This is a genomic window from uncultured Shewanella sp., from assembly GCF_947497935.1.
Classification (GTDB): domain Bacteria; phylum Pseudomonadota; class Gammaproteobacteria; order Enterobacterales; family Shewanellaceae; genus Shewanella.
On sequence record NZ_CANMIO010000025.1, the window covers coordinates 34998 to 46234 of the forward strand.

The 11237-nt window shown below is 41.3% G+C and carries 5 protein-coding genes; 4 read left to right on the forward strand and 1 reads right to left on the reverse strand.

The window, feature by feature from the left end; all coding sequences use genetic code 11:
• Nucleotides 1–341: 341 nt before the first annotated feature.
• The 4 genes from rhlB to Q1A86_RS19390 all read left to right on the forward strand — a co-directional run bounded on the left by rhlB (nt 342) and on the right by Q1A86_RS19390 (nt 9661).
• A complete protein-coding gene (gene rhlB, locus Q1A86_RS19375) occupies nt 342–1652 on the forward strand; it encodes an ATP-dependent RNA helicase RhlB (RefSeq protein WP_299810498.1) in 1311 nt (436 codons plus the stop codon).
• A 12-nt stretch (nt 1653–1664) separates the two neighbouring features.
• Entirely contained in the window at nt 1665–2576 is a 912-nt protein-coding gene (locus Q1A86_RS19380; RefSeq protein ID WP_299810501.1) for an exopolyphosphatase, read from the forward strand.
• A 913-nt stretch (nt 2577–3489) separates the two neighbouring features.
• Complete coding sequence (locus tag Q1A86_RS19385; protein ID WP_299810504.1) at nt 3490–6471, forward strand: TonB-dependent receptor; 2982 nt, start codon at nt 3490–3492, stop codon at nt 6469–6471.
• A gap of 499 nt (nt 6472–6970) precedes the next feature.
• The gene (locus Q1A86_RS19390) at nt 6971–9661 is read left to right on the forward strand and encodes a TonB-dependent receptor (RefSeq protein WP_299810507.1); all 2691 of its coding nucleotides are present in this window, start codon (nt 6971–6973) and stop codon (nt 9659–9661) included.
• Nucleotides 9662–9741: 80 nt separating this feature from the next.
• Here the strand turns inward: Q1A86_RS19390 and Q1A86_RS19395 are convergent, their stop codons facing one another.
• Nucleotides 9742–10275 carry a thioredoxin family protein gene (locus Q1A86_RS19395; RefSeq protein WP_299810513.1) on the reverse strand — a complete coding sequence of 178 codons (534 nt, stop codon included), beginning with the start codon at nt 10273–10275 and terminating at the stop codon, nt 9742–9744.
• Nucleotides 10276–11237: the final 962 nt, after the last annotated feature.

The window sequence follows — 11237 nt, forward strand, 5'->3', positions numbered from 1 at the left end:
GGTAAAATAGCTTTTCAAGCTAAAAGTTATGCAAATATTAATGTCGGCACTCTTTAGTACAAAAAACGATTTAGACAAGACGCTGATTTACAGGCATAGTTAGCCTACGTCAACGACGTTTAACGCCTAGATGCGTTTAAAATTGTCCTAAGAGAACGGTATATACACGCTTAGATTTCATCGCATCAGCTAAAATAGAGGGAATAATGATTCCGTCACCGATGCTAAAATATCGTGCTAAACGTTTCTCAGAGTGTGCACCAATTTTCCGTGATAAAATTCTATCGCTATTTCAAACGATCGAGTTTTTTATTGCAACCTTTTACAGGTAAGCCTGCGCTATGAGCGAAACACATTTATCTACACAAAAGTTTGCTGACTTCCCTTTACATAAAGAAGTACATCAAGCACTTAACGAAGCTGGATTCGAATTTTGCACTCCAATCCAAGCTCTATCGTTACCGATTTTATTAGAAAAAAAAGATATAGCGGGTCAGGCACAAACGGGTACAGGTAAAACTTTGGCCTTCCTAGTGGCCACTTTTAACCACTTGCTATCTACGCCAATCCCAGCTGAGCGCCAAATCAATCAGCCTCGTGCGATTATCATGGCGCCGACCCGCGAATTGGCTATTCAGATTGCCAAAGATGCTAACTTGCTTGCCAAGCACACCGGTCTAAAAGTCGGGATTGTCTATGGTGGTGAAGGCTATGAAGTTCAGCGTAAAGTGCTGGATAAAGGCGTTGATATCTTAATTGGTACAACGGGTCGTATTATCGATTACGTTCGCCAAGGTGTTATTAACGTTAGTGCTATTCAGGCTGTAGTGCTTGATGAAGCGGATCGCATGTTCGATCTTGGCTTTATTAAAGATATTCGTTTCTTATTTAGACGTATGCCAGACGCTAAATCACGTTTGAACATGTTGTTTTCTGCAACGCTTTCTATGAAAGTGCAAGAACTTGCATATGACCACATGAACGAGCCAGAGAAAGTCGAAATTGCGCCAAACGAGAAAACATCAAAGAATATTAAAGAGGAGATCTTCTATCCATCGATGGAGGAGAAGATGCCTCTGTTACTGTCTCTGCTTGAAGAAGACTGGCCAGAAAAAGCTATCGTGTTCTCTAACACCAAACACAGTTGTGAGAAAGTCTGGTCATGGCTTGAAGGTGACGGACATCGCGCAGGCCTGCTAACAGGTGATGTGCCGCAAAAGAAGCGTTTACGCATTCTTGAGCAGTTCACTAAAGGCGAGATTGATATCTTAGTTGCTACCGACGTTGCTGCGCGTGGTTTACATATTGCTGATGTGTCACACGTGTATAACTATGACTTACCAGATGATTGTGAAGACTATGTGCACCGTATCGGTCGTACGGGGCGTGCAGGTCAAAAAGGCGTATCAGTCAGCTTTGCTTGTGAAGAATATGCATTGAACTTGCCTGCTATCGAGTCCTATATTCAGCACTCAATTCCTGTGACGGCTTACGACAGCGATGCTCTGCTTGATGATATTCCACCACCAGTGAGAATTCATCGTAAGCCGAGTTCCCACACGCGTAATAGCCGTGATCGTAGCACGGGGCGTCCACAGAGTGGTCAGCGTAATGGACCTCGACGTCATGACAAAACGCGTAGACATTCGTAAGCGATAAACTTAATGACAGCACCTCTTTATGCAGCCATTACGCTAGGCTCAAATAGTTTTAATATGCTGGTTGCAAAAAACGTTGGCCAGCAACCTAGAGTTATTGCTAAGTATAAGCGTAAAGTTCGCTTAGCCGAAGGGATCCAAGTCGATGGCTCCCTGAGTGAAGAGGTGTTATTGCGTGGTTTAGATTGCCTAACCATGTTTGCCGATATGCTCCTTAAAGAAGGCGTTTCTGCTGAGAATGTAGCTGTGATTGCCACGGCTACATTGAGAAATATTTCTAACTCCGACGACTTTTGTCGGCGAGCCTTACCCATTCTAGGCCACCCCATCGAGATTATTTCTGGCATGCGAGAAGCTGAGCTTATCTATCAGGGTATGGTAGCGACCACTGAAGGCGAGGGGCGTCGTCTAGTCATCGATATTGGTGGTGCTAGCACCGAGTTTATTGTTGGCGACGGTAATAAAGTATTGCTAAAGACCAGTTTGCTTATGGGCTGTGTTACTTTTAATGACTCATTTTTCTGTAACTTTCCATTCCAACAATTAGATTTTGATGACGCTAAAGCTAAGGTCAAAGCTGTGCTTGGTGAGCAACTGTCAGAGCTTAAGTCATTAGGTTGGCATGGTGTTGTTGGCGCATCGGGCAGTGTTCAATCTGTTGTTGAGCTTCTTAATCATCGTGGTCTGTCGACAGCAATCACATTAGATATTTTATTAGCACTGAAACAAGAAATATTGTCACAAACCGATTCTTCAATGATTGAAATTAATGGCTTGAATCATGAAAGAGCACCAACATTTGCGGCAGGTGTATCGATTCTTCTGGCGCTGTTTGAATTGTTAGAAATCCAAAAACTGCACCTTTCTGGCGGCGCCTTACGTGAAGGGGTTTTGCAGGTGTTAGCCTATAAAGTTTAGATTGATTTTTTGCTCCCACCGCTTGTTTACCCTTCTCAGAAATTAAGTCGTAAAGCTTAGCTCCCTTATTCTAATTGCATTCGGCGTTTCGCCCTTAGCTATAGACTGGCTGTCCAATAGTGATAATCACCCTATGACCCTGTCTGCAATAGACTCTAATACCAATCAGTATAAGAAGTTGATCTACTCAGAGGGGCTTTTGGCAAACTAATTCAAGGCGAATAGCTGTAAGAATGGCTATTCCCTTGTAAAGCTGTTCAACGCTGAAGTAGGTAGCCAAAAACGCTCCAGAATGGCGAGTTTTAGCGACTCAGCCGCTGTGTTAACGAGCTAAACCGTAGAAAAACTATGCTCTTCACTCGTTGTCTTGCATCAGAACCGCTAAACTCTCGCTGAGCGACCAAATCTTTATACTGATTGGTATATAGAATACCTTGAATGTATTCAGTTTAGGTTAACGCTAACGCTTCATGTCCAAGCGTAGTTCATCTTTTCTAAGTTACTCTCCTATCTCTATAGGGCTTGAATAAAGCGAGTTCAGCCTAATCTAACAACTGAATGAATAAGTCAGCTTCTTGAGTACTCATGTCGACTTTATAGATACGAAAAGGGAGCCCCCCACATTTGGGCTAACTCAATGTGATTTATTGGATATTTTTCATTAATAAGTCTCACGCGGCGCGATTGTTAATTTTATTAACAATTACACTGACTTCTCGTTGTGTTGTCTAGGTTTTATGCTTCGTAAAACCTTAAAAACCCTTATTTGCCAAATGCTTTTTTGAATAAAGTACATTGTATAAAGTATTCGTTTAATGTTACGATTTTGTTGCGCTTGGTTGTTTTGACAAAAAATCACGAATAATACTTTTGGCTAGGCGCTACTCAGAGAATGTTTAAGGGAGAATAAATTATGTCTGGAAGTAACGCGTTAAAGCGATATAGACCTCAAAAGACTCTGGCGGCTCTAGCCGTCGGTTCGGTTCTATTTTTATCTGCACCTGCAGCGATGGCTGCCGATGGTTTAGGTGTGATGCAAGGTCATATTACTACTGAAGCTGGTTCTAACCTCAGTAATGCAAAAGTGATCATCAAGCATGAGACAAAAGGAATTGTGAGAGAAACGACTACTGGTGCTAACGGTAGCTTCTCTCTTAAAGGACTGCCAATTGGTAAATATACGGTGACGATCTCTAAAGATGGTTATTACCAAGTCAGTGAGCAACACATTGCAGTTACTATGGGTAATGCATTGACTTTCGATGTCGCTCTCGATTTAGAAGATTCTGGTGTAGAGCGTATTACAGTTAGTGGCGCAAGAATTAGCCGTGTAGATACCTCTAGCACTACAACGTCACAAGTTATTTCAATGAGTGAGCTTAACCAATTACCTGTTGAGCTAGATTCAACTGCAATTGCCTTATTAACCCCTGGCTCAGTAGCTGGTGATGATGGCTTTGGTGGCGTTGCTATTGGCGGTTCATCAGTTGCTGAAAACGGCTATTACTTAAACGGACTAAATATTACTGATTTGCGTAAAGGTATGGGAGATATTGATCTTCCATGGGAAGCTATTGCACAAACAGAAGTTCAAACTGGCGGTGTTTCTGCGGAATACGGACGTTTTATTGGGGGCGTCGTTAGCCTAGTATCTAAGTCTGGTGATAATGAGTGGAAATTTGGTGGTAAGGCTGAAATTGCGCCTGATTCATTAGCAGAGCCTACGCTGCGTATGAAAGATGACGGTACGATCGAAGAGGCAAAGGAAGGTTATTGGCAAGAGACCGAATATAACATCTGGGCTTCAGGTGCATTGATAGAAGATAAATTATTCTTCTACGGTCTTTGGAACCCGTTTGAAGAAGATGTCACTGGCTATGGTGAGAATGAGATTGCTGATAGCGAGTGGAAAACTAACCGTTGGTTCACTAAAGTCGATTGGTTTATTCACGAAGATCACTCAATTGGTGTAATGGCCTTTAGTAATGAAGGTGATTATGAAAGTACTCAGTACTATCGAGATGAAGATGGTGGTCGTGGTGATGAAATTGGTCTAACTGAAACCACTTATGGCGGAATTGGGTGGAATGCGCTTTATACCGGTTATCTAACAGATGATATCACTTTATCTGCAATGTATGGCGAGATCACTCAATCGACTAAAGATAACTCAGGTACTTTAGATCAGTCCACTTATTGGGATCTGCGTTCAGGAACCTGGGAGCGACTAGGTGACTGGGTAGGCTATGGTTCTTCAGAAACAGAAGATAAGCGAATTACTTACCGTATCGATTTAGATTGGGTTATTGGCGATCATACATTACGAGCAGGCTATGACTATGAACGTTTAGAAATTGCTGATATCTATACACCTCATGGTGATGGTTGGTACGAGTACTTTGCTGCTGGCCCTGATAATGCTTATGGCCTTGCTGAAGGCACAGAATATGCTGATTTACGTATTTGGGGCAAGAATAGTGAAACAGAAAATGTTCATACCGCGCTATATGTTTCTGATACTTGGGCCGTAACAGATACAGTAACTATTAATGCTGGTGTACGTTATAGCGAATTTAGTAATACTACTGGTTCAGGTGACAAGTATGTCGACCTAGATGGTCAGTTTGCTCCGCGTTTAGGTGCAACCTGGGATGTACTCGGTGACGGTGCAAGTAAGCTATACGCTTCTTATGGTCGTTATTTCCAGCCAGTATCACCAAATACTAATTTACGTATGGCGTCAGCTGCTTATGATTCCCATATAGTTAGTCATCTTGATGGTGTAAACGCTGATGGCTCTCCAATATTAGGTGATGAAATTAGCCGTCGAGTTGTTGCTGATGGATCAGTACCTGATGCTGATCAGCTGTTTAACAATGAAGCGGGCTCAATGTATTCAGATGAATTTGCAATTGGTTATCAGCAGCAGGTGAGTGATGATTGGGCTGTTGGTATTCGTGGTGTTTATCGCGATCTTAAGCAATCGATTGAAGATGTATCGTTCAACTACGGTATGAACCAATGGATTTTAGATAATTATGATGCCAATACATGGCATGCTGGTAATGGTGAAACAAGTGCTGAAGATTACTTTGTTGGTGGTTGGTTCCCAACGCTAACGAATCCTGGAATAGGAACAGAGATCTATTATGATGTTGATGGTGATGGAGTTAAAGAAACCGTCAATGTTAATGCTGAACAGATGGGTTTCCCGGAAGCTGAACGTACCTATAAGGCAATTGAGCTGAACTTCAGTGGCAATGTGACAGAAGACTTTACACTAAATGGTTCTTATACTTGGTCTAAGAGTGAAGGTAATACGGAAGGTCTAGTCCGTTCGGATAACGAGCAGGCCGATCCAGGTTGGACTACGTCATTCGATTATCCTGAACTAATGGATAACGGCGATGGATACTTACCAAACGATCGTCGTCATAACTTTAAACTATATGGTGTTTATAACGTTACTGATGATTTTAGTGTTGGTTTTAACTCATACCTACAGTCAGGTCGACCAATTAACGCTTTTGGAATACATCCAGAAGATCAAGGCTACTGTGTACAGGCTGTAGCAATCGATGGAACCTGTTATGGTCGAGATTGGTACGGAGCTTCATCTTTTTATGCTGACGGCGAAGCTGCACCGCGCGGCAGCATGGGGCGCACTGATTGGATATATAACATTGATCTAAACATGTCATACACTATGGACTTTAATGAAGCTGGTCGCCTTAACTTCAAGTTGAATGTATATAACCTATTCAATTTCGATGGTGTTAAAGGAGTTGATGAGCAATACGAGTTTGACAGTGGCGCGAAGAACCTTCGTTATGGTTACCCAGATAGTTTCCAGACTCCACGTTATGTTAGAGCATCTGTTCGTTACGATTTCTAATTTAGAAGTCAGTAGCAAACACAAAAGGCCGCAAATGCGGCCTTTTTTATTTCCAGTCATTAATTGTCAACATTGAAAGGTTGACTCCTTCCCATATGCTTGAGTGTTTTATAACTAAAAAAAGTGTTTTTTATGCTTAGAAATATTTAGACACTTTTTATAGATATTGCATTTTTAGTTAAAGCCGTGGCTGCTAGTCATAATTATCTATGAAATAGCTTTTTTGAATATGTGTCTACACGCAGCTTATTTAGAGGCCTATTAACTATCCCCCTCAATATATTTCATCTAGATAATGAGTATGCAGCCCCTCCTGCTGAATAAATACTCTCTTTATTACAATAAAGTCAAAGCTGCAGCTCAAATGATATATTGCATACAAAATAAAGTATGTGATACATATGTTACCGCTTTGTTTTGTTGTTGTGGTTTGTTTGGTTTTGAATACGCCTCTTTAAGCAATAGCGCTAATAAAAATTATATTCTTGGGAGATTGAAGATGAAATTTAATAAAGTTGCTAAATTTATTAGCTTGGCGTGTGGTGGTGTTGTGGCCCTTTCTGCACCTGTATATGCAGTAGAAGCAGAAGAAGATAGTGTAGAGCGCATTGAGGTTACAGGTTCACGTCTAAAGCGCGTTGATATGGAAGGTGCAACACCTGTAACAACGATTACAGCAGAAGATATGGCTGTAGCAGGTTTCTCTACTGTTGGTGATGCGTTACGCTCATCGACTTTGAACTCATTTGGTTCTTATGGCGGTACGGCAAACAACAGCTGGTCTTCACAAGCAACGATTCAGCTTAAAGGTGCAAGTGCGAGTGACACCCTAGTTCTACTTGATGGCCAGCGTATGGCTAAATCACCAGTTCTCGGTGGTGCAGCAGCAAACATTAACACCATCCCAACCTCTGCTATTGAGCGTATTGAAATTCTATCTGATGGTGCATCTGCTATTTATGGTACAGATGCGGTAGCAGGTGTTGTAAACGTTATCTTGAAGAAAAGTTTCGAAGGTATCGAATTTAAAGCGCGTGCAGAAGAAACTGAAGCTGAAGGTGGTGAAAACCACTCTTTCTCATTCACCGGTGGTCTGAATTCTGAAAATGGTAATCTTGTATTTACCATGGAACACTATAAGAAAGATAAAATCTTGATGAGTGATCGCCCTTATACTAATGCACACGTTAGAGATGGCGAAGATCCAACTGACTTCCGTAGTTGGGTTGGCTTAAGTCAGACGGGTCGTACATTGGATATGGGACCAAATGGTGGTTGGGCTTATCAAGCTCCATTTTCTAATACAGATCGTACTTGTGCAGATGTTTATGGCGACAATTTTGTAGGCCCGTTGTCTGACAGCAAGTATGCAGGTGAGACTGCATGTGCATACAACTATACTAATGCTGCGGCGCTTGATGTTGATCGTGAAAGAACGAATACGTTAATCAACTACGGCTACGATATTACAGATGATATTAAGCTTACTGCACGTGCTTATTGGGCAGCGAATAAAACTATCGACCAATCAGCACCTGTACCTGGTTATATCTATTTCCCAGATGCTATGCCTGCCTATACTACTGCAGAAGGTTTAGATTTAGTTGCAACACCTGAAGATGCACGCATGCTATATCGTTATGATACCGCGGGTAACCGTGTACGCGAAAACCATGACAACATGTATGACATCTTGATTGGCCTAGAAGGTACAACTGAATACGTAGATTGGGACTTTTCAGCGACTTATAACCGTTACGATAACTTCGTTTGGGGTACAGGTTATGAGTTAAAAGGTGCTTCAACAGACCTTGTTGGGCATTGGGATGATGACACTAATTCGTTTGTAGGTTGGGATCCGCGAGATCCAAATTCTGTCGCCCCAAGTGGCGGTATGGCAAACTTTGATATGCGTCAAACGGCCTCTTATGCAGAACTTAGCGGTGGAGCTGGCTTTGATCTGTTCGAGCTAGATTCAGGTATAGCAGCAATGTACATCGGTGCATCATATCGTGAGGAGTCATTAGACTCTAAAGTCGATGCATTATCTGAAGCTGGCCTTATTAAAGGTGCAAGTGGTGGTTCTGGTGGTGAAGGCGAGCGTGATATTAAGGCCGTATTTGCTGAAATGACAATTCCTCTACTTGATAATCTAGAGTTAAACTTAGCCGCTCGTTATGATGATTATTCTGATTTCGGCGATACGTTTAATCCACAGGTTTCTGTTCGATATAACCTGTTTGAACCATTATTACTTCGCGCGTCGTGGGGGACAGGTTTTAAAGCACCAAGCCTTTCTCAGTTAAATCAGACACCAAGCGAAGGTTGGAATGACATAACTAACTACATGCAATGCTATGAGGAAACTGGTGTAGTGGATGGTTGTACCATCGAAAATAGTATTCCTGTATATGTTGATAAGAACGAAAACTTAGGCCCTGAAGAGTCAGAAAGTTATAATCTTGGTATGGTTTGGGATATCACCGATAACATCAACATGACTGTTGACTATTGGGTACTTGAAACAGATAACCTAATTGGTCAGATTGGTAATAATGAACTTGTCTATACTCAAGCAAAACTATGGGAAGCTGCTGACGCAATGGGCGTTGCACGTCCTGATATTTCTGTCGTTTACCCTGGAACGAGCATTTCTCAGAACAGTTCAGGCAAGTTAACTGAGATGGAAAACGTTCTGCAAAACTTCGGTACTGCTGAGCGTGAAGGTATTGATACCAATATTGCTGCAACATTCGAAACTGGAGTGGGTGAGTTTAAACTAGGTTTAGCTTGGTCTCACTATATTAAGTATACCGATAGTGCTCCTGTTGGTGGTGAACTAGTGGTATCTCGTAACTGGGCAGGTTCATCAGGAACACCTGATGATCGCGTAAGCTTTAGCACTAATTACATTTTTGCCGATGACCATAGCCTATTCTATAAAGCTGATTACATTGATGGTCAATCAACGTATGACATCAATGATGATGGTTCAAAGTATGAAATTGACTCGTTGATTTATCACACAATTACATACTCGTACATGATGCCTTGGAACAACTCTATCAGTGTTGGTGTTAACAACCTAACAGATGAAGAACCAGCATTTGAGCAAAATGGTGATTACAGCTCAAGCTTATATGACATTATGGGTCGCAGCTACTGGGTTTCATTTAGCCAAAGCTTCTAAGCGATTTATTGATAGGGTTTAATGACCCGACTAAAAAGGCACTCAATTGAGTGCCTTTTCTATTTATATAGCTATTGCAACTAGTTAATGATCTTTGCCAAATCAGCTTCTAGTGATACTTCAGGTCTTTCTACAATACGTCCAACCTCTTTATTATCTTGTTCGACAATAAAAGTAGGGATGCGAGCGAACTCGTAGTTAGCAGCTAAACCTTGTGGATCTTGTTTTTCTCTGTCAACGCCGATATAAGTTACCTTTATATTCGGGTTATTGATCTCTTTAATAAGACGGATAAATCTTGGCGTTTCACGATGGCAGTCTGGGCACCATGTACCAATGATAACGGTTACTTGCGTTGGCTTATCGACTTTTTGTAGTTTCGCGATAATCGCCGCATCAGCTTTATAGTTTGTGTATTCGTCGTTAAACCAATCAAATTCATTAAGCTCTTGATGTGTTACTGCACCAGTTAAAATCACTTCTTGTTTCTCCTCACTGCAAGTTGCTAGAAAGCCATCTTGTTTATCTTCAAATCCGCAGCCGCTATTTGCCATGCTTTGGCTACTGAAAAATAACAATGTGGTCGCGAGTAATGCTTTAACGTTATTGTGCATGATAATACCTTTGGCAAAAAGAAATGATGTTGGCTTTATTCAAACATGTCTTAACAAATGGGTGAAGCTAACGATCGCCGCATTGTTAAAGGGATCACCTTATAAGTAAGAAATGTATTTTGAATGTCGGTTTCAATTCTAAAGCCTTAAAACTAGCTGAATCTAACTCGTTAGAGCCTTAATGCTAACTATATAAGATAAGGCAAAAATGAGATTATTCGGTTTGGATAAAGAAAGGAGTCAACCAGAGAGTGTTACGCATATAAAGTGTGATGACATATATAGCTATCATCTAAATTGATATTGCAGAAATTGAGCCGAGCCAGCTTGGAGAGTGTCAGTAAGATCAAATGAAAGACTGCGTTACTGACTGTCGTAGCTATTATAGTGATGAATTTTGCAATTGATGCTAGCAACGATATCTCTCCTTATATAGCTGAACTGCTTTATTGGTTAGCTAGGTTAAAGTTCTAGGCTATAGAGATATCTACGGTTTAGCTATCATCAGATAGTGAAAATATCAAATTAGTTTGAAATTGTTCGTGCAACTCAAAAATACTGTACTAGACTCATTATCCCGGCGCACAAATAGTAAGCTCTAAGTCGATATTTGTGGGTAACTCTGGGGGTATGTAGTGCGTATGGTGTGTTTATAATATCTTTTTGAAAAAACTTCGTTTTTCTTTCAAAAAGCGCTTGCGCTCAGATCAGAACTCCCTATAATGCGCATCCACTGACACGGCACAGCAGGCCAACTACCCAGCTTTAATGCTAGATAGAGCGGGACTTGCAGCAGTGTTAGAGGTTCGAAAATCGAAAGAGATTTGAACCAGGTGACAATCGCTTTAGAAGCTCAATTAGATGGTTGTTAACACGAGAGTGTATAAAGAATCATCGCTTGAAAAACTTCTTAAAATAAGCGCTTGACGCCGACACTGGAGAGTGTAGAATACGCCTCCTCA